Annotated in this window: 24 protein-coding genes; 4 read left to right on the forward strand and 20 right to left on the reverse strand. The window is 37.6% G+C overall.

Annotated features, from left to right (window positions below; genetic code table 11):
* From AC23ME_RS02795 to AC23ME_RS02810, 4 genes are all read right to left on the reverse strand, one after another.
* Complete coding sequence (locus tag AC23ME_RS02795) at nt 1-1056, reverse strand: nucleoid-associated protein (RefSeq protein WP_487726224.1); 1056 nt, start codon at nt 1054-1056, stop codon at nt 1-3.
* A gap of 330 nt (nt 1057-1386) precedes the next feature.
* Nucleotides 1387-2175, reverse strand: coding sequence for a TerC family protein (locus tag AC23ME_RS02800; protein ID WP_487726225.1), 789 nt, complete (start codon nt 2173-2175; stop codon nt 1387-1389).
* Between the two features lie 82 nt (nt 2176-2257).
* Entirely contained in the window at nt 2258-2698 is a 441-nt protein-coding gene (locus AC23ME_RS02805) for a hypothetical protein (RefSeq protein WP_487726226.1), read from the reverse strand.
* 79 nt (nt 2699-2777) lie between these two features.
* Nucleotides 2778-4169 carry a DUF6600 domain-containing protein gene (locus AC23ME_RS02810; RefSeq protein WP_487726227.1) on the reverse strand — a complete coding sequence of 464 codons (1392 nt, stop codon included), beginning with the start codon at nt 4167-4169 and terminating at the stop codon, nt 2778-2780.
* A 269-nt stretch (nt 4170-4438) separates the two neighbouring features.
* Here AC23ME_RS02810 and AC23ME_RS02815 point away from each other — a divergent pair, with 269 nt between their 5' ends.
* Nucleotides 4439-5152: an SAM-dependent methyltransferase gene (locus tag AC23ME_RS02815; RefSeq protein WP_487726228.1), complete on the forward strand. Its 714-nt coding sequence runs from the start codon at nt 4439-4441 to the stop codon at nt 5150-5152.
* Nucleotides 5153-5214: 62 nt separating this feature from the next.
* Here AC23ME_RS02815 and AC23ME_RS02820 read toward each other — a convergent pair whose 3' ends face one another.
* The 9 genes from AC23ME_RS02820 to AC23ME_RS02860 form a co-directional block, all read right to left on the reverse strand.
* Nucleotides 5215-5658: a hypothetical protein gene (locus AC23ME_RS02820; RefSeq protein WP_487726229.1), complete on the reverse strand. Its 444-nt coding sequence runs from the start codon at nt 5656-5658 to the stop codon at nt 5215-5217.
* Nucleotides 5648-6019: a phage holin family protein gene (locus tag AC23ME_RS02825; protein ID WP_487726230.1), complete on the reverse strand. Its 372-nt coding sequence runs from the start codon at nt 6017-6019 to the stop codon at nt 5648-5650. The genes AC23ME_RS02820 and AC23ME_RS02825 overlap by 11 nt, the downstream gene beginning before the upstream one ends.
* Nucleotides 6020-6039: 20 nt before the next feature.
* Nucleotides 6040-6306, reverse strand: a complete 267-nt coding sequence (locus AC23ME_RS02830; protein WP_308851343.1) for a YtxH domain-containing protein — start codon at nt 6304-6306, stop codon at nt 6040-6042.
* Nucleotides 6307-6628: 322 nt separating this feature from the next.
* Entirely contained in the window at nt 6629-8071 is a 1443-nt protein-coding gene (locus tag AC23ME_RS02835; RefSeq protein WP_487726231.1) for a two-component system sensor histidine kinase NtrB, read from the reverse strand.
* Nucleotides 8072-8085: 14 nt separating this feature from the next.
* Nucleotides 8086-8487: a response regulator gene (locus tag AC23ME_RS02840; protein WP_487726232.1), complete on the reverse strand. Its 402-nt coding sequence runs from the start codon at nt 8485-8487 to the stop codon at nt 8086-8088.
* The gene (locus AC23ME_RS02845) at nt 8484-10853 is read right to left on the reverse strand and encodes a PAS domain-containing protein (RefSeq protein ID WP_487726233.1); all 2370 of its coding nucleotides are present in this window, start codon (nt 10851-10853) and stop codon (nt 8484-8486) included. The genes AC23ME_RS02840 and AC23ME_RS02845 overlap by 4 nt, the downstream gene beginning before the upstream one ends.
* An 83-nt stretch (nt 10854-10936) precedes the next feature.
* A complete protein-coding gene (locus AC23ME_RS02850) occupies nt 10937-12364 on the reverse strand; it encodes a sigma-54-dependent transcriptional regulator (protein ID WP_487726234.1) in 1428 nt (475 codons plus the stop codon).
* A 132-nt stretch (nt 12365-12496) separates the two neighbouring features.
* Nucleotides 12497-13279, reverse strand: a complete 783-nt coding sequence (locus AC23ME_RS02855; protein WP_487726235.1) for an enoyl-CoA hydratase/isomerase family protein — start codon at nt 13277-13279, stop codon at nt 12497-12499.
* Nucleotides 13280-13284: 5 nt separating this feature from the next.
* On the reverse strand, nt 13285-13704 hold the full coding sequence (locus AC23ME_RS02860) for a cobalamin B12-binding domain-containing protein (protein ID WP_487726236.1): 420 nt from the start codon (nt 13702-13704) through the stop codon (nt 13285-13287).
* A 169-nt stretch (nt 13705-13873) separates the two neighbouring features.
* On the opposite strand from AC23ME_RS02860, the gene AC23ME_RS02865 reads away from it, so the two are divergent.
* Nucleotides 13874-15523 carry a glutamine--tRNA ligase/YqeY domain fusion protein gene (locus AC23ME_RS02865; RefSeq protein ID WP_487726237.1) on the forward strand — a complete coding sequence of 550 codons (1650 nt, stop codon included), beginning with the start codon at nt 13874-13876 and terminating at the stop codon, nt 15521-15523.
* Between the two features lie 77 nt (nt 15524-15600).
* On the opposite strand, the gene nadD is transcribed toward AC23ME_RS02865, so the two are convergent.
* The 4 genes from nadD to AC23ME_RS02885 all read right to left on the reverse strand — a co-directional run bounded on the left by nadD (nt 15601) and on the right by AC23ME_RS02885 (nt 18842).
* Nucleotides 15601-16170, reverse strand: coding sequence for a nicotinate (nicotinamide) nucleotide adenylyltransferase (gene nadD / locus AC23ME_RS02870; RefSeq protein ID WP_487726238.1), 570 nt, complete (start codon nt 16168-16170; stop codon nt 15601-15603).
* A gap of 174 nt (nt 16171-16344) precedes the next feature.
* The gene (gmk, locus tag AC23ME_RS02875) at nt 16345-16911 is read right to left on the reverse strand and encodes a guanylate kinase (protein ID WP_487726239.1); all 567 of its coding nucleotides are present in this window, start codon (nt 16909-16911) and stop codon (nt 16345-16347) included.
* Nucleotides 16912-16968: 57 nt separating this feature from the next.
* Nucleotides 16969-17832, reverse strand: coding sequence for a YicC/YloC family endoribonuclease (locus AC23ME_RS02880; protein WP_487726738.1), 864 nt, complete (start codon nt 17830-17832; stop codon nt 16969-16971).
* A gap of 272 nt (nt 17833-18104) precedes the next feature.
* On the reverse strand, nt 18105-18842 hold the full coding sequence (locus AC23ME_RS02885; protein ID WP_487726240.1) for a lysophospholipid acyltransferase family protein: 738 nt from the start codon (nt 18840-18842) through the stop codon (nt 18105-18107).
* 70 nt (nt 18843-18912) lie between these two features.
* On the opposite strand from AC23ME_RS02885, the gene AC23ME_RS02890 reads away from it, so the two are divergent.
* Nucleotides 18913-19650 (forward strand): peptidase associated/transthyretin-like domain-containing protein, encoded by a 738-nt coding sequence (locus AC23ME_RS02890; protein WP_487726241.1) that lies wholly within the window; start codon nt 18913-18915, stop codon nt 19648-19650.
* A 33-nt stretch (nt 19651-19683) separates the two neighbouring features.
* Here the strand turns inward: AC23ME_RS02890 and rnc are convergent, their stop codons facing one another.
* The 3 genes from rnc to AC23ME_RS02905 form a co-directional block, all read right to left on the reverse strand.
* Nucleotides 19684-20412: a ribonuclease III gene (gene rnc / locus AC23ME_RS02895; RefSeq protein WP_487726242.1), complete on the reverse strand. Its 729-nt coding sequence runs from the start codon at nt 20410-20412 to the stop codon at nt 19684-19686.
* Nucleotides 20413-20495: 83 nt separating this feature from the next.
* Nucleotides 20496-21749 (reverse strand): beta-ketoacyl-ACP synthase II, encoded by a 1254-nt coding sequence (gene fabF, locus AC23ME_RS02900; RefSeq protein WP_487726243.1) that lies wholly within the window; start codon nt 21747-21749, stop codon nt 20496-20498.
* Between the two features lie 28 nt (nt 21750-21777).
* Nucleotides 21778-22014: an acyl carrier protein gene (locus AC23ME_RS02905; protein WP_008508386.1), complete on the reverse strand. Its 237-nt coding sequence runs from the start codon at nt 22012-22014 to the stop codon at nt 21778-21780.
* Nucleotides 22015-22167: 153 nt separating this feature from the next.
* Here AC23ME_RS02905 and AC23ME_RS02910 point away from each other — a divergent pair, with 153 nt between their 5' ends.
* A complete protein-coding gene (locus tag AC23ME_RS02910) occupies nt 22168-22587 on the forward strand; it encodes an IPExxxVDY family protein (RefSeq protein ID WP_487726244.1) in 420 nt (139 codons plus the stop codon).
* The last annotated feature ends 24 nt before the right edge of the window (nt 22588-22611 follow it).

Here is a 22611-nt window from a genome sequence, read left to right on the forward strand (position 1 = left end):
CTATTGTTCTTCCTTAAAATAAAGCTTATAACAGTTCATTCCTTTTTCTGCGTCGTATTCCTTTTCTATGAGCTCTTTATTGCCGTGAATGTAAACGTGAAAGTTCTTATCTAATTTAAGGATACTCTTGAAATCTTTGGCTTGTTTTTTAACTGCTGCATCAGAAATGTCAAAAGTGTCGGCAATCTGCGTATCAAACTCTTCTTCGTAAGATTGCTTGTAGTTTTTAAAGAGTTCAATCCCTTCTTCGTTGGCAATTACCTCATTGGCAAACTCATCCATATCAAAGGTTTCTTTTTCCTTAAAATATTTCATAGAACGGTTCAATAAGTCAATCTTATCCGTTTTCTCTACATCAAATTCTTGATCTAACTTTTCAGTAACGAAGTTTTTGTAAACATCCATTACGTTTTGCGTTTTGTTAAAGTTATCGTTCCTTATCTTAAGCATCAAAAACTGATCTTTCCAATAAGCAGCATCTGAGGTACGGCTTGTATTATCTACAACCACAACTTTATAGCCTTCTGCTGCTTCGGTTTTAAAAATTAAACAGCCTTTATCTAATTTATTAATGTTGATGCCTTGTTGCTCGTAACTAATGCCGAATCCTTTTTCTTCAGGATAAACCTTGATATAACTTTCTTTACTTTCTGAGCGAAAAATACCGATAACATCGTGCAAATCGCCTTCGATTTGAACATTTTCGAAATAACCTACATACAATTCGCCGCCTTTAACTTTTGGATGGTCTGCCACCTCAAAAAGATAGGTTGCCATGTTTTTGCTGTTTTCATGGAATGTTTCGCCGTGTGCAAAAATTTCTGCTGCAAGGCGGTAAATTTCGTTCGAATTTAAATCGTTGTTGGAGTGCGTAAAGCGATAAACTTCGTTCACTTTTTGAAAAGGAGAAAGAAAGAATTGCTTTAACAATTGATTAAGCATTTCATCGTCTATGTGCATAGAGCTGTCGGAAAGCGCATAATACTCTTCGTTTGTCTTATTGCCAACATGATGCACAGAAAGCTCTGCTAAATTCGATTCGAAAAAAGATACCATAAAATTGAATTGAGCAGCAAAGGTATTAATAAAGTCTAAAGCTAAAAGCAGAAAGACCAAAGTTTAGCAAGTTGAAATACTGAGGTTTTAAGAAGCATTTGCAAAGGGAAGGATGCTGAACGAGTTGACTTTGTTAGTTAAACCTTATTGTAGTGTAAATACTTTTTGTTGCGTCATTTCGAACGCAGTGAGAAATCTGTTATATAGAAGCAATTAACTTTGAGATTTCTCACTGCGTTCGAAATGACGGCAAGAGATAAACAAAAAGATTGAAACGAAAAGAAGGGCTATCGTTTCCGAAGCCCTTCTGACAATGTTTTTCTAAAAAATCTATTTTGTTTCTTCTTCTGTTGGGGTGTTGCGGAGTTTAACCGGGTCGCGGTCGTTTCGCTTCATCCTTAGGTTAAGCATTTCTACCAATACGGAGAATGCCATTGCAAAATAGATATATCCTTTCGGGATGTGTTGGTCTAAACCTTCGGCCAATAACGATACGCCGATAAGCAATAGGAACGATAATGCCAACATTTTAACCGTTGGGTGTTTGTTCACGAAATTGCTAATGGCACCTGCGGAAACCATCATCACAATTACGGCAATTACAACGGCTGCAATCATGATCTCGATGTGATCTGCCATACCAACGGCAGTAATTACCGAATCGAGTGAGAATACAATATCTAAAATGAGAATTTGTAAGATCACACCGCTGAAAGAGTGCACCTTTACTTTTCCTTCATTTTCTTGCTCTCCTTCTAACTTATTGTGTATCTCGTGGGTGCTTTTATAGATTAGGAAAAGACCTCCGATGAGCAAGATTAAATCTCTACCGGATATGGCTAATTTCTCTAACCATTCTGGGTTGGTGATGCCAATCCAATCGCCGATATTGAATAACGGAGCGGTGAGTCTCATGATCCAACTTAAAGACATTAATAGCAAAACACGGGTAATCATGGCTAATGCCAAACCTAGTTGTCGTGCTTTTTTTTGTTGGTGTTGTGGAAGTTTTCCGGCTAAAATAGAGATGAAAACGATGTTGTCAATCCCTAAAACAATTTCTAAAACTGTTAGTGTGAGTAGTGATATCCAAGCCTCTGGACTACTTAAGAATTCCATAAATAATTTCTAAAATATAAGATCGAAGATAAAACAAAAAAGGGAAGCTTTTGCTTCCCCTTTGGTGAAATATTTTTTGTGTTTAAATAAATAGCGCAGAAACGGCATCTACTGTAGGCGAGGTTTTTAAGCCTAATAATTTTGCGTATTGAACTGCGGTTAGTACGCCTTTCATTTTAGAAAGCATACCAGAGTTTAAGCCGCTTAATTTTGAAGTGTAAGCGCTTGCATTTGTAGTAGCTAACGATGATAAGCCTGCCTTGCTTTTTAAATAGCTGGTAACGATAGAAGATACTTGCGGCTTTTGTGTGTTAGTTAGGCTTAGTGCCGAGTTTAACGTAGTAGCAATTTTAGATGCTTGTGAAGCATAGTTGCTAGCGGTTGTTGTTACTGTTTTTGCTGCCTGATTGTTGGCCGTTGTAGCTGTTTTTGTAGCTTGATTAAGTTTTGATGTTAAACTTGTTTGTGCAAATGCTGTGGTTGCACCTAGTGCAATAGCGAGAGTTAAGATGGTTTTTTTCATTGATGATGATTCTTTGTTTTTTAAGGTAAATATAAAAATTTAATAGAAAGGATGACCCTAGGCCACCCTTCCATTTTGTTTAACCCCTTCCGGGTCTACCGCTGCCCTCGCCTCGGCTAGATCTTCCTGAGCTTTCTCCTGATCTACTGCTAGAACCAGATGATTGCTGTGGTCGTTGTTGCGAACGCTCTACACGCTCAGTTCTTTGTGGTTGCTGACGCTCCATTGTCCTTTGTGGAGGTGCAGATTGTTGCACTCTACCTTCTGATGATGAAGAACGAGAAGGAATATTTTCACTACTACGCTCTCTCCCTCTTCCAAAACGGTCGTTACGCTCTATACGCTCTTGGTTGGTTGGAGGAGTTGTTGAACTTCCTCTGTTCTCAGTACCACGATTATTTTGTTCGTTCGTAGTTACAGTTCCTCTATCTCTAGATCTTCCAAAGATAGAACCGCTATCGTTTCCTGCACGCTCTCTGCTTTCTCTACTAGGCATCGTTACGTCTGTGTTACGTTGTGTACGCTCCCCACGTTCTGTGCGCTCTCCACGACCAGTATTGTTATTGTCGTTGCCTCTGCTGCCAAATCTATCGCTTCTGCCATTATTATTGGTAGTGTAAGAGCCATTATCAGTACCTCGTCCGCTTCTACTTGCTGGACTGGTTCTTTCAATCCTATCTCTAGTGATACTACCTCTTACTGCTTCTCTTGGTGCAGCTTTGGCGTTGTCGCTACCTCTACTTGGGCGTGGCGCATAAACATTAACAGTATTGTTTTCAATTCTATTGCCACCTGTTCTGTTGGTTCTAGAAACATTGTAAACAGTTACGTTTTGGTTTGTTGCCCTTCTTACATCGTCAATCCTCGGGCCACTATAATACGTTCTGTTGTTGCGAACATAAGTATTGTTAATGATTACCGTGTTTTGGATATAAACTCTGTTTCTACCACTGTAGTAACGTGGATAGCTGTTGTAATAAATGTGGCCGCTTGGTATAAAGTTCCAGCAATAATCTGGGGTTACATAACGGCGTCCAATATTAATGTTGATGTTAATGCTTGGTCCCATTGGTGCCCAACCGTAGTATCCGCCACCACTTCTCCAATCTACCCAAGCTGGTCCCCAAGTAGTATCTGGTAACCAAACCCAGTTGTTGTACCTGTTATACATCCAACGGCCATAGTGGAAAGGTGCCCATCCCCACTCGTAGTTTGATACCCAAGTGTTACCATACTCTGTCATAGCCCAACGACCATTGCTGTAATAAGGCCTAAAGTCGGCTTGGTCTACATCTGGTCGCCAAACGTAGCCGTACTCTGGATCGTTGATCCAAGTGCCATAAGGCGATAACTCGTCGTAGAATGTTTGCAAAGAAACATCATCGTACTGTGCTTTTGCGCTCTGTGTGGTTCCGGTGAGGAGGAGCAAAAGCCCGAGCATCATTGCCGGAAATTTGATCAAGGTTTTCATGTCTGTGTGTTTTAAATATTTATAATTAACCTAACGTTGTGTATATATCAATTTAAAATCCAAATTGTGTTATAGAACGTTAAACGCCCTTAATGCCACAATAAAGTTGCGTGTTTAGTATAATTAACGTAAGTTTCGCCAATGAAGTGTAGATTTCTGTATTGAAATTATGTCATTTATGAGAATTGGCAGAACTAAATTTGATACAGTTTCGAGTCTAACAAAACAATTGTTGCACTTCGTTGTTTTTGAAAATTTTAATTTTGTTCATGCAAAAAGGTACACTTTTTCTAGTTCCAGTTCCGTTGGCAGATAATGCCGCTCATAAATCGTTTACGCCATATTTGGTAGATACCATTAATAGTATCCATACCTATATTGTAGAGAACGAAAAAACAGCCCGTAAATTTTTAAAGGAAGCTGGTTTGAAAATTCCACAAAGTGAATTGGTAATCCACGATTATGGTAAGCATAAAAGAGGAAGCTCCTTAGCGCCGTTCTTTAAGGAGTTAAATGAAGGGAAAAATGTAGGCTTAATGAGCGAAGCTGGTTGCCCAGGAGTAGCAGATCCAGGAGCAGAAATTGTAGCAGAGGCGCATCGTAGAAATATTAAAGTGGTGCCTTTGGTTGGACCTAACGCAATGTTGCAGGCGCTAATGTCATCTGGTTTTAGTGGACAGAGTTATGCTTTCACCGGATATTTGCCAATTGATAAAGGAGATAGAGTAAAGCGAATTAAGGATTTAGAACAGCTTTCGCAACGTTATAGGCAAACGCAACTTTTTATGGAAACTCCTTTTAGAAATAACCATTTATTCGAGGATATTTTGAAGAACTGTCAGCCAACTACGCAGTTGTGCGTAGCTTGTAATATTAATGCCGAAGATGAGTATATCAAAACATTACCCATCAGCCTTTGGCAAAAAGAGAAAATAGACTTGCATAAAAAGCCTACTGTGTTTTTGATTTACAAAGGAAAATAATCTCATAAAAAAAGCTCTTAATGTGAATTAGGAGCTTAAATTTCTTTTTTGAAGATAAACATTTAATAAGTTTCGCTGTCTGGCGGAATACCATAGTCTACAAAATTTACATCAGCTTTTTTTCTTTTAGAAGTTAGCGACGTAAATAACGATTTTGCTTTACTAAAAAGACCAGTTATACTTTCGGCATCTAAAGATTTTCCAACCTTGCCAGAAACCAAAGCCGCCAAACTTTTGGTCAAAAAGCCAGAGCCTCTGAATACAGTTTTATTCAAGAAAAGCGGCAATAGAAACGACATGATCGTGCCGCTTATATTTGTCTTTTCGTCAAACTTTGTCAAGCTTTGCGGATTCAGAAAATTCTTAATTAGGTTTATAGGAGAAAACTGCTTGATATAAGTTTTTGCATCTTCCTTTAGCTGTGTTTCTTTTAGCTGATAATCTACTTTAACACGGCTAATTTCTATTTCTAATTCTGCCAAGGATTTTATGTCTTTATGCCTCATCGTCTTTATCTGCTATTTTATTAAAGTATTTCCTAATAAACATATTCACCAAAATCTTCTCTATAATATTATCCTTGGTAAGGAAAACGATAATGGATAAAAGCAAGTAAATACCAGCCACGCAACCGAAACCTGCTACCAAACTGCCAAAAACCTCTGCGAGATATAAAGCAAGTGTAATAGTGCCAAGCAAAAAGGCCAAAAGGAAACAAACTACAACTACCGTATTGGTAATTAGGTCGGCAAATAATTTAGAACCCTTCTTCACCGATTTTAAATGGATATAATCTAAACGACTATCCACATAACTTTTAGCATCGGCTACGAGCTCTTCAATATTTTTTTCTTTTTTTTCTTCCATTACCGTTTATTAGAGGTGTCTTACACGTGTTCTACTTCGTCAGAATATTCTTGTTCTACGTCGCGAAGTTTACCTTTGATAGAGTTAACCACTTTGTCTTTTAAGCTACTTAAATTGTTAATTTCATCTGCAGCTCTGTCTTTAATCGAGTCGCCAAAATCTTTCAAAGATTGACCTAGCTTGTCGCGAGTGTCAGTACCTTTATCAGGTGCAAACAGTATTCCTAATGCTGCTCCTGCAGCTAAGCCTGCTAATAAGGCTACTACTACTTTCGAGTTATCGCTCATGTTTTTATAGTTTTATGTTAAAAAATGAAAAGTTATCTAAACTATACTGTTTAAACTACCTAAAAATAAAAATTGTTTTAAGTTTTTGTTTTTTATCTAAACATCGTCTTCCTTCAAACCGAATATCCCAATATAGTTAAAAAAAGAGCCTTAACAAACCAAAAACAAATATTACTCCGATTTTGAGTTAAATTTTAGAAACAGATTATTTTACTATAAATACAAAGGCAGGTGAAGTCACCTGCCTTTAGATCTTTCGATGTTTGTTTATACGGTAATTGGTATTAACTAGTTTCTGTAAAAAGGGTTTTATTGAGCTAAATTAATCGATAGGCAGTTGCACTACAAATAAGCTTCCGTTATCTTGCGGTTTAAAGACAATATTACCATTGTGAGCTAATAGGGTTCTTTCAGCTTCTGTTAAACCTAAACCTTCTGCATCTTTCTTGGTTGTAAAAAACGGTTCAAAGATTTGATGTTCTAACTCTTGATTGATGCCTTTACCATTATCTTCAATGAGTATAGAGTAAAATCCACTATCGTTGATACTGCTAATATTCAGTACTTTTGGATAGTTTTCCATGCCTTCTACCGCATTTTTTAGAATGTTAACCAAAGCTTTTTTGATTTGCTTTTTATCGATAGATAGGTATACCTCTGAAGGAAGTAAATGTTTCTCCAGCACGATCCGGTGTCCTAATATTAAATCGCTGATTTCTGCCAGAGCCTCTTCAATAACTTGATTAATGCCAATTTTTTGAGTAGAGATAGGCTTGTTCTCCGTGCTCTCAATGAAATTGCGGGTAAGCTGATTGATGTCGTCTATGTTGTTCTTTATCGTCTCCAGGTTCGATTGAAGATTTTCGTTGTAAGCCAAACTCTCGTCGGTGGTAAGGTCATATAAAACCAAGTTAATGGTTGATAACGGATTTCTTATTTCCTCTGCAAAGCCTTTTGCGATATGTTCTGAGATAGAGAACTTGCTTTCGTGTATGAACTTAGTTTCTTGGTGCTTACGGTGTGTAAGATCGTGGATAATGGTATGATAAACTTCTACCATATTTTGCGGATCTATCTGCAAAAAAGAAGATAGACTACAAAAATAAACCTGTCCTTTGTTCGACACCATCTGACATTCGAAATCGCTCACAGCGCCTTTGGTCTCTAATTCTTGAATGAAATTTTCACGATCTTCTTGTGTGTAGAATAAACTTCTATCGTTAAGTTCTAACATTTCTTTGATGTGGTAACCAAAAAATTGTAGGCCAGCTTTGTTGATATCGTGTATTTTACCGGTATAATCAGAAATTAAGATAGGTTCTTTCGCTTTGTCGAAAATGATCTTGAATTTATTTTCACTTTCTTTTAAGGCCTTTAAAGTTTCGCTTTGTTTTAGCGCATAGCGGATGCTGCGGTCTAAAGTGTCGGGCTCAATTCTATCTTTGATCAGATAGTCTGCCGCACCAACATTCATCGCCTCTTCATCAATTTTATAATCGCCTTTGCCTGTTAGAATAATGATGGGTTCTTTGATGCCCGAAAGTACGGCTTCATTAACCAATTCAACACCGGTGTGTTTGCCCAATCTATAATCTACCAAATATATATCGAACTGATGTTTTAACACGGCATTAATGCCTTTCTCAAACGTGTCTATCCAAGTAAGTTCATATCTTTCGGCTCCATTTATACGATTAAAAACATCTTTGGTGATGATATAGTCATCTTCATCATCATCAATTAATAAAACCTTTATTTTGTTCATATTTTTACATTAGGTTAAAGCCATTTGCTTGCCATATTGATAGTGATATTCACCAAATCTTTAAAAGAAGCTGGTTTGGTAAAAAACTGATCTGCGCCAAGTTCCATTACCGAGTCGATATCTTCTTTATTCTTCGTTGTAGATAGCACTACTAATGGTATGTTTTTGGTCTGATCGCTTTTTCGGAGTTCTTTAATTACTCCTCTACCATCTAACACTGGCATATTTAAATCTATAACTACCAAATTAGGCATTTCATTATCAAGCAATAATTTTTGTATATGTTCTATCAATAATTTTCCGTTGTTTAAAAAGGTGACTGAGTTCTGGTTAATTTCTGAAAAAGCATCTTTAAGCATCAAAGCATCATCAGGGTCGTCTTCGGCAATTAAAATAAGTGGGTGCATTTTTGTCATGGAGCCGCGTTAGGTTTAAGGGGTAAAACGATAAAAAATGAAGCTCCTTCGCCTTCTTTACTTTTTGCGAAGATAAAGCCAGAGTGGTTTTCTACAATTTTCTTGCAGATGGCCAACCCAATGCCAGTTCCTTTATATTCTGTTCTTGCGTGTAAGCGCTGAAATAGATCGAAAATTTTGCCGGCATAGCTCTCGTCGAAGCCAATACCGTTGTCGGTAATTTTAACCACACAATAAGTCGAGCCCTGGGAAATTCCTGTTATTGGAATAGCGCTTCCCAATAATGTTTGTGAAGAAATATCTATTGCTGGCTGTGTATCTGGTTTGGTGAATTTTAAAGAGTTACTAATGATATTTTGGAACACTTGAGCTAGTTGTGCGGCAATTCCGTCTACCTCTTCACTTACCGATAACGAAATTTTGGCATTGGCGGTTTCTATGGTATAATCTAGATCGTGCAATACTTTTGTGAGCAATTCATTAAGGTTGATTTTGTGAAATTCTTTGGCCTCTCGGGTAACCTTTGAAAAGGCAAGAAGGTCGTCAATCAAAATCTGCATTCGCTCTGCAGCGTTTTGCATCCTTTCTATGTAATCTTGTCCCTCTTCGTTGATATGCTCGGTAAATCTGGTTTTTAATCGATCGCCAAACGCTCTAATTTTTCTTAACGGTTCCTGTAAATCATGCGAAGCCACATAAGCGAACTGCTCTAGATCTTTGTTTGAAACATTTAGTTCGTTTATCTTTTCTTCAAGCTTCCTTTGCGTTTCTTTTAGCTGCGTAACATCTTGCGTATTTCCTAAATAAGAATAACCATCGCCAATTTCGTCTTCTTTAAACTTCGCCGTGGTAGAAACATGCCTTATTTCGCCATTTGGCCTAATAATTCTATAGTTAGCTTTGAATGATGTTTTACTCGACCTGGCTTCGGCAAATACTCTCTTGAGCTCTACAGCATCTTCCTGGTGCACAAAACCGAAATAAGAATTAATGGTGACAACGGTAGAGTGCGGTAGGTAGCCATGGATGTTGAACATCTCATCAGACCAGAACATGTACTCGTTTTTAGAGTGCCATTCCCAGCTGCCGTTATTAGAAACTGCTTCACCTTCACGTAGCAAAGTTTCATTTTTCCTCAGCTTAAGTGTGGCTTCTTTAAGTTCGGTAATGTCTTGGATGGTGCCTACCAATTTGTGCTCTTTACCTGCAAAGTAGCCTTGATTTAACACATATCTTTTTTCGCCATTAGGCTGAATAATTTGATATTCTGCAGCAAAAGATGTTTTATTCTTAACCGCATTAGATAATTCTTTGCTTAATTTTTGGTTGTATTCTGGTACAATTACCTTCTCCGCAATAGCATGTGTTGGTTGAAACGAATTACCTTCGAAGCCGTAAATTCGGTACAATTCGTCAGACCATTTGTAGGAATTTGTTTTGATATCGAGCTCCCAACTACCCAGCTTAGAGATTTTTTCTGCATTTGCTAACAAGCCTTCTCGTTCTATTAAGTTTGCCGTTAACGCCTGTTTTTCCCTTACTTCCACATCTAATTTGGCAATAATACGTTGCTCGTTTCTAACCGTTTCTACATAGTTAAGGATAATACCTGTTAGAGGAACCAAATAGCTAATAAAACGGAGGTAGTGCGCTGCATTAAAATAAGTATCGAACGCATTGGTACTCAAAGCCATAAATAACTGAGCTAACAGAAGCGGCGCAATACTTAAAATAAGCAGTTTTGAAAAGATACTATGAAAACGAAGCATAAATTTAGGCAAAAAGAAGGCTGCCCAAACAAATAGTAGAATTAATGGAAGGAAAGAAAATAAATCGATTTGAACTACTTTGTCAAACACTAATTTGTGCTGTAAAATGGCATCAGTGTTTGCAATGATTAGCACACAGGTGATACCGGCAAAAAAGCAAAAAATGGCAGTTCTCCATAAAATTTCACGTTTTTGCTCTAAACTACGCAGGTTTTTAGATTTTATTCTGAGGTAAACGAAAGTACCGATCAATAACGTTAGTGAATAAAACATCCTGTTAATCCACCAAATGAAATATAGCGTGCCCGAGGCATTGGCAAAGCCGTTCGCGTTTTCATTTAAAATCAATAGGTAGTAAACGTCTAGAATAGCAGAAATGAAAAGCGTAATGCCAAAAAGTGTGATCGTTAACTCTTTTCTGATGTTATAATCTATCATGGCTAGTACGCCCGTAAATAACGCTGCGGCTATACCAAAAGTGGTCCAAACACTTGTGTAAAAATTAGTGTTTAGGTTAAAAAAAAGAACCTTCTCCGAAACATTTCCAAAGGCAATATCTAAAACCACAGAAAGTAATGGAGCTATGCAAAGCAACATTACAATCCATAATATTTTTTTAGAAATATTGTAGCGGTTTTTAAACCGAGAAGGCCCAGATTTTTTAAATAGATTGAGCACTGTTATTTATTGTCGAGGTCAATTGCTTTCATCTTATTGTAAAGAGTTTTCCTGTCAATATTTAAAATTTTGGCGGCTTTTGTTTTATTGAAATTTACTTCTCTTAGTACTTTAAGGATGGTCTCATACTCTGCCTCAAGAGCCGCATTTTTCAAATCTCTAGGTTTGTTGCGCTCTGTGTTTTCTGCGGATGCTGAAGCAAAACTATTTAATGCCGGTGCTTTAGCATATGTAGAAATTTCTAGGGGAAGTGCCTTAAGCTGAATTTCATCAGTTTCTGTAAGTAGTGTTGCCCTGCGAACTACATTCTTCAACTCTCTAACATTTCCTGGCCAGTTGTAGGTTAAAAAACAATCTACTACCTCTTCAGAAAAACCTTTGATGTTTTTATTTAACTCCTGATTGGCCAACTGTAAGAAACTTTCTGCAAACGCTAAAATATCTTTGCCTCTTTGGCTTATAGGAGGTAGATTAATCAAAAACTCGTTAAAGCGGTGATAAAGATCCTCTCTAAATCTGCCTTTGGAAATGGCATCTTGAAGATTTTCATTAGTTGCTACAATAATCCTTACGTCTAAATCAATCTCTTTGGTACTTCCAATACGTTTAATTTTGCGTTCTTGAACCGTTCTTAATAGGGCCGCTTGAATATCGTAAGATAGATTTCCAACCTCATCTAAAAATAGAGTTCCGCCATTTGCCATTTCGAAATGACCAATTTTGGTATATAAGGCGCCCGTAAACGATCCTTTTTCGTGACCAAAAAATTCGCTTCCGGCTAATTCTTTAGTTAATGAACCGCAATCCATAGCCACAAAAGGTTTGTCTTTTCTAGGGCTGTTTAAGTGAATAGCTTTAGCTACAGATTCTTTACCTGTGCCGCTATCTCCCATTAAAATAACACTGTAAGCTGTAGGTGCAACTAACAAAATCTGTTTCATCAAATCTTTAGAAGCTCCGCTTTGCCCAATCACAAACTCATCGGTGAAAGTGTAATTTCCTTTACCTGTTTTGGGTTTATCTTGGCCGCTTGCTGTTTCTACTTCTGGTGTACTTTCATTTAAAGCAATTTGTGTTTCAATCGCTTTGTTGATCGTGTTTAAGATCTCATCAGGATATAACGGCTTTGTGATATAATCATAAGCACCAAGCTTGATTAACTCCACAGCCAATTTAATATCAGAATAGCCAGTAATAATAATTACGCCAGTTTTTGGATAGCTTTCTTTGATTTTAACGAGCATTTCTTTACCATCGGTGTCCTCCAACCGGTAATCGCAAAGCACTAAATCAAAGTGATCTTTAGAAAGATATTCCATCGCAGAGCTGCCACTTGTTGCACTGGTTACATCGAAAGAATTTCTTGTTAAAAATTTTGAAAGCAGTAATCCGATATTTATCTCATCGTCAACTATTAATATTTTCTTCATACAATTACTTAACGTACGTTATAATAGCTAAAATATACAAAAAAAAGCGAATGGGAAATTTTTTCTACACTTTTTTACAAAAGGTAAACGTAAAGGGAGTAAAGCGATGGATATCACCTCATGGAATAGATTTTAAGCCCCTTTGAATTCTGCCCTTCGCTTTTCTAAAAAAGCAGTAGTGCCTTCTTTGAAATCGTCGGTATTGAAACAGTTGCCAAATTCGTCAATCTCTGTTTGGTAGCCATCTGCTTTTGGATTAAAGCCCGCATTTACTGCTCTTATTGCACTTGCCAACGCTAATGGTGCTCTAGATTTTATTTTTTCTATCAATTCATCGGCCTTTGCTAACAAATCGCTTTGCGCAACAACGTGATTTACCAAACCGATTTGAAGTGCTTTTTCTGCGGTAATCATATCTGCAGTGAAAATCATTTCGAAAGCTAAGCCTTTGCCCACCAATTGTGCTAAGCGTTGTGTACCTCCGTATCCTGGAATTAAACCTAAAGTAACCTCTGGCAAACCAAGTTTAGCATTTTCGCTGGCAATTCTAATATGACAGGCCATTACTAATTCTAAACCTCCGCCCAACGCAAAACCGTTAATAGCTGCAATTACAGGCTTTGTTGAGTTTTCGATAGCATTAAACACATTGTCGTGCCCGTCTTTAGCCAATTGCTTACCCTCTTCGAGATTGTAGTTCTGAAATTCGGAAATATCAGCACCAGCAACAAAAGCTTTTTCACCAGCACCTGTAATTAAAATTGCCTTAACTTTTTTATCACTTTGCGCTGAAGCAATTGCGGCAGACAGTTCTGTTAGTACCTCTTTGTTTAGTGCGTTAAGTTTTTGCGGACGATTAATCGTGATTTTTAAAGTGCCGCTGTTCAATTCTGCTAATATCTGCTGATAATTCATGATCGTTAAAAATTTCGGTGTGCTACCACCCAGTTTTCAATATAGGTTACAATGTCTTTCATTGTTGTGCCCGGAGGAAAAAGCTGTCCTACACCAATTTCCTGTAGTTTTTTCATGTCGGCATCTGGAATGATCCCTCCTCCAGTAACTAAAACATCGGTAAGCCCTTTTTGCTTCATAATTTCTATCACTTTTGGAAAAACAGTCATGTGTGCACCTGATAGAATAGAAATTCCTATCGCATCAACGTCTTCCTGTAAGGCAGTGTTTACCACCATTTCGGGTGTCTGCCTTAGGCCAGTGTAAATTACTTCCATGCCAGCATCACGAAGAGAAGTAGCAATTACTTTCGCTCCTCTATCGTGGCCATCTAAGCCTACTTTAGCTACAAGAACCCTGATGGGCCCATTTAAAGTTTTGTTCATATTTGGTGTACTTGACAAATGTAAATGTAGTAAAATTTTGAATTGCTGAATTGTTAGATGGTTTTATTACTGTAATTTGTAAAGTGCCCAACTGGAACTAACACTGATTTCTGAACACTTTAAAATACCCTAAATTTGGTTAACTTTGAGGTTTAAATAACACAATTATATGAGCGAGGAAAAATCATTAAACTTTATAGAAGAAATTATAGAGAATGATTTAAAAAGTGGAAAGTACGAAACGTTGGTAACACGTTTTCCGCCAGAACCAAACGGTTATTTGCACATTGGCCATGCAAAGGCAATTTGCTTAAACTTTGGTTTAACGCAGAAATACGGAGGTTACACCAATCTAAGATTTGATAATACCAATCCAGTTACTGAAAAAACCGAATATGTAAACAGCCAGCAGGAAGATATCCAATGGTTAGGTTTTCAGTGGAAAAACGAGTTGTACGCATCTGACTATTTCGATACTTTGCACGGATATGCTGTACAGTTAATTGAAAAAGGGCTTGCTTATGTAGATGAGAGCACAGCTGAAGAAATTGCGGCTCAAAAAGGTACACCAACCGAACCTGGTACTCCAAACAAATACAGAGATAGAAGCATTGAAGAGAATTTGGAGCTTTTTGCCAAAATGAAAGCTGGTGAGTTTGAAGACGGTGCTTGTATTTTACGTGCAAAAATCGATATGGCTAGCACCAATATGTTGATGCGTGATCCGATTATTTATCGTATCAAATATGCGCACCACCACCGTACTGGAGATGCTTGGTGTATTTATCCGATGTACGATTTTGCTCATGGACAAAGCGATAGCATCGAAAATATCACTCACTCTATCTGTACTTTGGAGTATGTTTCGCACAGAGAATTATACGATTGGTTCATCGCCCAGTTGGGTATTTTCCCATCTAAACAATACGAATTTGCACGTTTAAATCTTACCTACACGGTAATGAGTAAGCGCAAGTTGTTGCAATTGGTTAACGAAGGCTTGGTTTCTGGTTGGGATGACCCGAGAATGCCTACAATTAGCGGCTTGAGAAGAAGAGGTTACACGCCAGAAAGTATCAGAGAGTTTTGCGAGCGCATTGGTATTGCCAAAAGAGAGAATTTAATTGAGCTGAGCTTGTTAGAGTTCTGTATCCGTGAGGATTTGAATAAGAAAGCGACCAGAGCAATGGCGGTTCTAGACCCAATTAAATTGGTAATTACTAACTACGAGGGTGATGGTGAGATCCTAATTGGAGAAAACAACCCAGAAGCAGAAGATAAAGGTGGTACAAGAGAAATTCCTTTCAGTAAAGAACTTTGGATAGAACGTGAAGACTTTATGGAAGAGCCTGCTAAAAAATGGTTCCGTTTGGCGCCAGGAGCAATGGCTCGTTTAAAGTTTGCTTACATTGTGAAGTGCGATAACTTTGTGAAAGATGCCGATGGAAATGTGACTGAAATTCACTGTACTTATTTCCCAGAGTCGAAAAGTGGTAGCGATACCAGCGGACTTACCGTTAAAGGAACTATCCATTGGGTAAGTACTAAACACGCGAAGACTGCAGAGGTAAGATTGTACGACCGTTTATTCAGCGTAGTTTCTCCCGATGCAGAAGAAGGCGATTTTAAAGATTACTTAAATCCTAATAGTAAAGAAGTTTTGAGCAATGTTTACATCGAACCTGCTTTAGCTGATGCTACTTTAGGGACAGGTTATCAGTTTATCCGCAAAGGTTACTTCTGTTTAGATAAAGACAGTACAGCAGATCATTTGGTATTTAACCGAGTGGTTTCGTTAAAAGACGGCTGGAAAGGATAAGAAGATTTACGATTGACGAGTTACGATTTTAGATTTATACATCAGCCCAATCGTAATTCGTAAGTCTAAAATCGTAATTATTTATAAAGACTTTTCTTATCCATAAAATCAATTACAGCATCCGGTACTAAAAACTGGATGCTTTTTTCTTGCTTAATCGCATTGCGGATAAATGTTGAAGAAATATCCATTTGAGGAGTTTCTGTAACGGTTACAGACGGATGGTTTTCCCATTCGCTCAAGTCAATTCCTGGTCTTGGATAAACAAACAATTGATGATTTTCGAGTAAAAGCTCGTAGTTCTTCCACTTTTTGAAGGAAGATAAATTATCAGCACCCATAATCAAAGCAAACTCCTTTTCTGGAAATTTCTCCTTCAAATGAGTTAAAGTATCAATAGTGTAAGATGGCTGTGGTAACTTAAATTCGATATCGCTAACCTTTAAATGAGGTGCATTTTCTGTAGCTAAACGAGCCATTTCTAGGCGGTCGTACATATCTGCCAAGCCACTTTTTAGCTTTAAAGGATTATGCGGAGATACCACAAACCAAACTTCTTTCAAGTCGGTATAGGTAGCCATGTAATTGGCAATTACCAAGTGCCCAATGTGAATGGGGTTAAAGGAACCGAAAAATAAGCCAATCATTTTATAAAACTATATCGTCTTTGCGAGGTATGAAGCAATTTTTTTTGTCATTCCGACGATAGGAGGAATCTGTTAGATCTGTTCTAAATGCAAACAGATTCTTCGCTGCGCTCAGAATGACAGAGCGCTTTAAGATTGCTTCGTACCTCGCAATGACGAACTATTAAAAAACTGCTAACTTTTCAAAAAATTTCCAACCAATTCCTCCGCCTCAGCGCAAGCTGTTTTCAGTTCAAAATTCTTTAGAATTACATCAAATTTATCAGCGTAAGACAACTCCTTTTCCGCTTTTGCATAACGCTCTTGCAGCTTTTCTTCGCTATCAGTTCCTCTGCCAGCCAAACGCTCTTTTAATACTTCTAAAGATGGTGGCTGCACGAAAATCGCCAAAGCATCTTCTTCAAATTTACGTTTCAAACGCAAACCACCTTCCACGTCAATATCAAAAATCACATGTTTGCCTTCGTCCCAAATGCGTTGAATTTCCGAACGTAGAGTGCCGTAGAAAGTACCGCTGTAAACCTCTTCAAATTCAACAAACTCTTGGTGGGCAACTTTATGTAAAAACTCTTCCTTGCTAATAAAATAGTAATCCTTTTCGTTAGTTTCGTCGCCACGCAACTCTCTCGTAGTTGCCGAAATCGAGAAACTTAAGTTGTTATACTTGCTCAACAAGTGTTTTACGATAGTCGTTTTGCCAGCACCAGATGGAGCCGAAAATATAATGAGTTTGCCTTGCATAATATGTGTTTTGCGTTGGGCGTTCTGCGTTGGGCGCTTATCGCCTAACGCTTGTCGCTACAACACATTCAATAACTGTTCTTTAATTTTTTCTAATTCTTCTTTCATGCCTACCACCAACTGCTGTATTTGTGCATCGTTAGCTTTGGCGCCCATCGTATTAATTTCCCTGCCAATTTCCTGAGAAATAAAACCAAGTTTTTTACCATTCGCATCTCTATCTTTCAACGTAGTGATAAAGTAATCGCAATGGCTTTTTAAACGTGTTTGCTCTTCGGTAATATCCAACTTGTCTATGTAGTAGATCAACTCTTGCTCAAACCTATTCTGATCGTAATTTACCTTGCCAACCGTATCTTCTAAAAACTGCGTTAAACGAGCCTTTATATTCGGAATTCTTTGCGGCGCCAACGTTTCAACTTCCGCAAAAAAACTCATTATGTTTTTAATACGTAGCTCTAAATCTGCTTTCAACACCTTTCCTTCATCTTCTCTAAATTGATGGAAGCTCTTCAACGCTTTCTGGAAAGTGCCTTCTAAAACTGCCCATTCGCTCTCGCTAGCCTCTTCGTCGGTATAGGTAATCACTTCTGGTAAAGCCAAAACCGATGGTAAAAGGTTGTCAATATTTGCACCTAAACTCTTGTTAACCTCAACTAGTTGCGTATAATATTTTTTCAGCAAAGTTTCATTAATCGAAGCCCCTTTTTGAGCCTCTTCGCTACGCTCTACTGTGATGGCAATACTCACTTTGCCACGCTCAATTTCCTTATTGCAAAGGTTGCGCAAGTATAATTCTTTATCAGAAAATGTTCTAGGGATTTTTAAACCCAGTTCTAAAAACTTCGAGTTTAACGATTTTATCTCTACAGAAAACTTCACACTTTCGTGATCCGCAGAAGCCAAGCCAAAGCCGGTCATTGATTTTATCATGTGCAAAGATAGTAAAAAGGATTTTAGCTGAAAGGCGTAAGACTTAAGGTTTTGGATATAGTCGATTATTTGAAAAGGTAAGCTAGTAATTCTTGGCTACTTCAGTCCTGCTGTCCATTATAGCCTTCATACTTCGGGGCTGCCATTTCCATCAGGTTTAATTAACGAAAACCTTTACTAAGAACTCAAACCTAAATTAATGTTTTGTTCATTGTGCAATTTTGTAAATCTTCTCGACGAACATTTCTAACATCTAAATACTAACTATTCTGAATAATCGCCTCCTCCATCATTTTATAAACCTGCCTTTTTAACGCAGGCACATCATCCATACTTAAGCCACTTACCGAAACCTCGGGTAGTAAAATAGTCCTTATTAATCCAGGTCTAGCTTTCAAGGGGGCTTTTCGTGGCAACAATTTCCTGTTGTTAATCATCACAAATGGAATAATTGGCGTCTGTGTTTCTATCGCAATGCGAAAAGCACCATCATAAAAATCTGCCAGTGGTTTTTCCGTTTGGTTCATGGTACCCTCAGCAAAAATTAGCACAGATTGCCCGTTCGCAATATCCTTCTTTAAAGCGGTTACAGATATTTCCCTACTTTCCTTGCTACTGCGATCAATTAAAACCACAATACGTTTATAGATCAAACCAAATACCGGCACTTTGGTAATTTCTACTTTCCCAAGTGCGCTAAAATACTGTGGAATACTAATGCAAACGGCTACAGCATCTAAATAAGAGCCATGGTTGCCCACATAAATATGCGATTTCGATCTATCAACTTTAGATTTGTTTCGGGTAGCAATCCAAAAAAAGCTGAGTGCACTAAATAACCATGCCCAAACCCTCAGTACAGTTAAAATTGCTCTTTTGCCAATTTTAGGCGGCAGAATTGCAGAGAAAATTAACACAAAGGGTAGTGCCACGAACATCAGCGTGATAAAGATGATAGCAGCATAGCACAGAAAAACAGCAGATAAAAACCTTGTCATCAATTAACCTTTTTTAACTTACCACAAACAAAACATTTGTTAAGTTTACAAATTAATAAACTACGTTACAATGCGTTACAAAGCAAAGCTGATATTTCCTTTAATTTCCGTCCTAATTTTTATGGGCAAGGTCTGTTATGCGCAAACGGAATTCAATCTAACTGGCGTAGTTTTCGAAAATCAAACCAAAGTTCGAATTGCTTTAGCCGAGATTAAAAACAAACGCTCAGGATTTTCTACAGGTAGCAACGATTTAGGGATTTTTTATATTAAAGCTATCGTTGGAGATACTTTATTGGTTACCAAAAGAAACTTTAGCGATTTGCAAGTGATAGTTAAAGACAACAAAGATCTGGTACTTCTTCTTAATAAGGGAGCCACAATGCTAAATGAAGTTGTAGTAACTGGTCAAACTAAAAAGCAAGCTCTTGAAGAAATGAGAAAGGATTATAGAGCGAAAGGATCATTTTACGGAGGCAAGCCACCTCTTGCACTACTGAATCCTTTTGGAGGAAGTCCTTTAACTTTCTTTTATGAGCTTTTCGGCAAAACTCCAAAACAAGCTCGTAGGTTTAACCGAATGTATCAAAATGAGATGCAAGACAGTCGGGTAGATCAGCTTTTCAACAAAACCACAATTAACCAGCAAGTTGGATTGGAAGGCAAAGCGCTAGAAGATTTTCTAGTTAATTACAGACCTAGCTACGAACAAGCGAAGAATTGGAATACTTACGATGCTATAAAATGGATTAATGAATCGTATAAGAAATACAGTGATACCGCAGGGAAAGTTAAAAGTAGCAACTAGAAAGTTTAATCGTGTAATTAACCAGTTATCAGCTTAAATACTCAAAGCTTCGCAAGCTTTTTCAGCCGCCAACTTTTCAGCATTTTTCTTGTTGTAATCTCTACCTATACCGAAGTTTTCGTTGCCAATCATCACTTTAACAGTAAATAATTTAGCACTTTCGCCTTCTCCGTTTTCTACCACATCAAAAGTAATTTCTTTACCCTGACGTTGGCACCACTCAATTAAGCGGCTTTTAAAATTGGTTTCGGTAATTTCTAAGTGATGAATATCTACATAAGGTTTAATAATGCGTTTTAAGATCAGGTTCTTGGTAAAATCATAACCTTTATCTAAATAAATAGCACCAATTAATGCTTCGAAAGCATCACCATACATAGAATGGTGTTTAGATTGGAAGTTTACTGTTTTTTGGTCGAAGACAATCAATTCATCAAAACCCATTTTGCGAGCTAACTGATTTAAATTAGCACGGTTTACTATTTTAGAACGCATTTCTGTTAAGAAGCCTTCCTCTTTATAAGGGTAGCTTTTGAAAAGCAATTCTGCCACTACAGAGCCTAAAATAGCATCACCTAAAAACTCAAGCCTTTCATTGCTACTTCTGCTGCCATTCTTTAAAAGTTTAGCCACAGAGCGATGCCTAAACGCCATTTTATAAAGCGCAATGTTTCCTGGTACAAAACCGAGCACATTTTTAAGCTTCTTTACGAACTGCTTATTAGGCGAAAGATATAGTTTATAAATGCTAAACAAAGACATCAACTAGCAACACAAATTTAAGTTTAGGAAAAAGCATTTGTGTAAATATACAGCACAAACCCTTTAAACCGTAAAATTTTGGCTTATTCTTCGTATTTCTTGAAAACTACAGACGCATTGTGCCCACCAAAACCAAAAGTATTACTTAATGCTGCTCTAACAGTACGTTTCTGAGCTTTGTTAAAAGTAAAGTTCAATTTCGGGTCAAACTCAGGATCGTCTGTAAAGTGGTTGATTGTTGGAGGTACCAAATCATTCTGTATAGCAAGAATGGTAGCCATCGCTTCAATCGCACCCGCCGCTCCAAGTAAGTGGCCTGTCATAGATTTGGTAGAGCTGATGTTTAGGTTATAAGCATCTTCCCCAAATAAATCTACGATCGCTTTAGCCTCCTGTACGTCTCCAAGTGGAGTAGAAGTTCCGTGAACGTTAATGTAGTCGATTTGATTGGTTTCTAAACCTGCATCTGCTAATGCATTGGTCATAACCATTTTAGCACCTAATCCTTCTGGATGCGGGGCTGTAATGTGATGTGCATCTGCACTCATACCACCACCCACAATTTCAGCATAGATTTTAGCACCACGAGCTTTTGCGTGTTCTAATTCTTCTAAAATAATGGTGCCGGCACCTTCTCCCGCAACAAAGCCATCGCGGTCTTTATCGAACGGACGAGAAGCGGTTGTAGGGTCATCATTACGTGTAGATAAAGCATGCATTGCGTTAAAACCACCCATGCCCGCTTCGTTAATAATCGCTTCAGAACCACCACTGATAATAATATCAGCCATGCCTAAACGAATATAGTTGAAAGCATCAATCATCGCATTGGTTGATGATGCACAAGCAGAAACGGTGGCAAAGTTTGGCCCACGCAATCCATACTTGATAGAGATATGCCCTGGAGCAATATCAACAATCATTTTAGGGATAAAGAAAGGGTTGTATCTAGGCGTACCATCACCAGTGGCAAAGTTAGAAACTTCGTCCATGAAAGTTTTCAGACCGCCAATTCCTGCGCCCCATATTACACCGATGCGGTTTGTGTCTAATTTAGAGAAATCATATCCTCCATCTTTAACAGCCTCCTCGGTTGCAACTAATGCGTACTGCACAAACGGATCCAACTTACGAGCTTCTTTTCTATCCAAATGATCTTCTGGATTGAAGTTTTTTACTTCGCAAGCGAACTTTGTTTTGAATTTTTCAGTATTAAAACTCTTGATTGGCGCAGCGCCGCTCACACCATTTGTTAAAGCTTCCCAAAATTCGGGAACACTATTTCCAATTGGAGTGAGCGCACCCAACCCAGTAACTACTACTCTTTTTAATCCCATTTATAAGTATTGTACAGAAAAAGTATTTCTACTTAACGTTTTTTTCTAAATAAGCAATTGCTTGACCTACAGTACCGATAGTTTCAGCTTGATCATCAGGAATAGCTACATTGAATTCTTTTTCGAACTCCATGATTAACTCTACAGTGTCTAATGAATCAGCACCTAAGTCGTTTGTGAAAGACGCTTCTGGCGTAACTTCACTTTCATCAACACCTAGTTTTTCTACGATAATAGCCTTAACTCTTGAAGCAATATCAGACATAATTTTATAATTTAATGGTTAAATAATTCTGTGCAAAGAAAAATAAATTCTAACACATTTCAAATGTTTTTATTTCTCTATCATTTTTCGGCTCTTAAAAAGCCAAAGTAAAATTAGTTTTATAATTTCGTAATTCTAATAAAAAAATACATTTTGAACAAAACTTATTTAAAACTATCTCTAGATCTAGATTTTGTCTTGATTGCCATTACAGCATCGTTGAAAGACTATGTTTTGTGTCACAAGATAAACAACAATTTAGGTTTTGAGTTTTGCAAAGTTGACGACCACGAAGTTTATTTTAACACAGATGAGGCGCCGCTGGCCTTTTCTAAATATTATTTTTTCGTAGAAGAGGGAGAGCGTGAATACTACTTGGTAAGCAACAGAAATAGTGATGGTTTTTTAGTGCCAGAAATGAACAAGGTTGATTTTTTTATGGTTATTCACCAATATATCGATAAGGAAGACCTTGGTTTTATCATCAGTAATCTTAACAAAATACCTGATATACAGGTGGCTGCGCAGATAGATGTAAAGAAATTAAAGTCGAAAGAAAATTTGGTAATGTAAATTTTATAATCGTTAGTGTAGTAA

This window comes from Pedobacter sp. T50_32 (assembly GCF_057652195.1).

What these genes read in the sequence shown, in the direction of transcription:
- AC23ME_RS02795 (WP_487726224.1), bottom strand. Translation starts at nt 1,056, where the DNA reads ATGGTATCTTTTTTCGAATCGAATTTAGCAGAGCTTTCTGTGCATCAT.
- AC23ME_RS02800 (WP_487726225.1), bottom strand. Translation starts at nt 2,175, where the DNA reads ATGGAATTCTTAAGTAGTCCAGAGGCTTGGATATCACTACTCACACTA.
- AC23ME_RS02805 (WP_487726226.1), bottom strand. Translation starts at nt 2,698, where the DNA reads ATGAAAAAAACCATCTTAACTCTCGCTATTGCACTAGGTGCAACCACA.
- AC23ME_RS02810 (WP_487726227.1), bottom strand. Translation starts at nt 4,169, where the DNA reads ATGAAAACCTTGATCAAATTTCCGGCAATGATGCTCGGGCTTTTGCTC.
- AC23ME_RS02815 (WP_487726228.1), top strand. Translation starts at nt 4,439, where the DNA reads ATGCAAAAAGGTACACTTTTTCTAGTTCCAGTTCCGTTGGCAGATAAT.
- AC23ME_RS02820 (WP_487726229.1), bottom strand. Translation starts at nt 5,658, where the DNA reads ATGAGGCATAAAGACATAAAATCCTTGGCAGAATTAGAAATAGAAATT.
- AC23ME_RS02825 (WP_487726230.1), bottom strand. Translation starts at nt 6,019, where the DNA reads ATGGAAGAAAAAAAAGAAAAAAATATTGAAGAGCTCGTAGCCGATGCT.
- AC23ME_RS02830 (WP_308851343.1), bottom strand. Translation starts at nt 6,306, where the DNA reads ATGAGCGATAACTCGAAAGTAGTAGTAGCCTTATTAGCAGGCTTAGCT.
- AC23ME_RS02835 (WP_487726231.1), bottom strand. Translation starts at nt 8,071, where the DNA reads ATGAACAAAATAAAGGTTTTATTAATTGATGATGATGAAGATGACTAT.
- AC23ME_RS02840 (WP_487726232.1), bottom strand. Translation starts at nt 8,487, where the DNA reads ATGACAAAAATGCACCCACTTATTTTAATTGCCGAAGACGACCCTGAT.
- AC23ME_RS02845 (WP_487726233.1), bottom strand. Translation starts at nt 10,853, where the DNA reads ATGTTGCTTTGCATAGCTCCATTACTTTCTGTGGTTTTAGATATTGCC.
- AC23ME_RS02850 (WP_487726234.1), bottom strand. Translation starts at nt 12,364, where the DNA reads ATGAAGAAAATATTAATAGTTGACGATGAGATAAATATCGGATTACTG.
- AC23ME_RS02855 (WP_487726235.1), bottom strand. Translation starts at nt 13,279, where the DNA reads ATGAATTATCAGCAGATATTAGCAGAATTGAACAGCGGCACTTTAAAA.
- AC23ME_RS02860 (WP_487726236.1), bottom strand. Translation starts at nt 13,704, where the DNA reads ATGAACAAAACTTTAAATGGGCCCATCAGGGTTCTTGTAGCTAAAGTA.
- AC23ME_RS02865 (WP_487726237.1), top strand. Translation starts at nt 13,874, where the DNA reads ATGAGCGAGGAAAAATCATTAAACTTTATAGAAGAAATTATAGAGAAT.
- nadD (WP_487726238.1), bottom strand. Translation starts at nt 16,170, where the DNA reads ATGATTGGCTTATTTTTCGGTTCCTTTAACCCCATTCACATTGGGCAC.
- gmk (WP_487726239.1), bottom strand. Translation starts at nt 16,911, where the DNA reads ATGCAAGGCAAACTCATTATATTTTCGGCTCCATCTGGTGCTGGCAAA.
- AC23ME_RS02880 (WP_487726738.1), bottom strand. Translation starts at nt 17,832, where the DNA reads ATGACCGGCTTTGGCTTGGCTTCTGCGGATCACGAAAGTGTGAAGTTT.
- AC23ME_RS02885 (WP_487726240.1), bottom strand. Translation starts at nt 18,842, where the DNA reads ATGACAAGGTTTTTATCTGCTGTTTTTCTGTGCTATGCTGCTATCATC.
- AC23ME_RS02890 (WP_487726241.1), top strand. Translation starts at nt 18,913, where the DNA reads ATGCGTTACAAAGCAAAGCTGATATTTCCTTTAATTTCCGTCCTAATT.
- rnc (WP_487726242.1), bottom strand. Translation starts at nt 20,412, where the DNA reads ATGTCTTTGTTTAGCATTTATAAACTATATCTTTCGCCTAATAAGCAG.
- fabF (WP_487726243.1), bottom strand. Translation starts at nt 21,749, where the DNA reads ATGGGATTAAAAAGAGTAGTAGTTACTGGGTTGGGTGCGCTCACTCCA.
- AC23ME_RS02905 (WP_008508386.1), bottom strand. Translation starts at nt 22,014, where the DNA reads ATGTCTGATATTGCTTCAAGAGTTAAGGCTATTATCGTAGAAAAACTA.